1 protein-coding gene is annotated in these 538 nt (G+C 67.1%); it reads right to left on the minus strand.

The window, feature by feature from the left end:
* Positions 1-538: hypothetical protein (locus IE249_RS35620; RefSeq protein WP_229860053.1), on the minus strand; the 538-nt coding region annotated here is incomplete at both ends.

Genomic DNA, 538 nt, shown 5'->3' on the forward strand with positions numbered 1-538 from the left:
CCCTGAATTCCGATCAGGGGCGTCATGCTGACCATCTTGCCGTCGATGATGACGACGGTTCCGCGCTTCATCAGCATCTGAATGGCAAGCCACTGAAGGAATGCCGACTTACCGCCACCGGAGCCGACAGACAGGGCCCAGTGGGCCTGTTCGTCGGACATCTTCTGGATGACGGGACGGTCGAAAGTGTCCTGCCCCAGGTAGAACTCATCCGGCCCGAGGGAGGCCAGGATCTCCTGAACCTTGGGGTCCCAGATATCCACGGCGCCCGGCGGTGCGGGCTCGGGGGCCGGCGCCTTGGGCGGGGGCTTGTGGGTGTAGACCGCGCTGAAGTGCTCGCCGGTGAAGGTGAACCGGCCCTGCCACTCCCCCGGGAGGCGGGAGTTCAGCAGGCTGGTGACGTCGTCCTTCTCGCCCTGGGTGCCCCGGAACGACCAGGGCAGGCGGATCAGGATGCGGGCGCCCTCGGCGCCGAGCTTGTCCGGGAGGCGGAGCCAGTTCTCGCGGGGCTCGTCCTCGGGGAGGTTGAGGTCTTCCC

Origin of the sequence: Streptomyces anandii JCM 4720, assembly GCF_014650655.1 — a bacterium.
Lineage (GTDB): Bacteria > Actinomycetota > Actinomycetes > Streptomycetales > Streptomycetaceae > Streptomyces > Streptomyces anandii.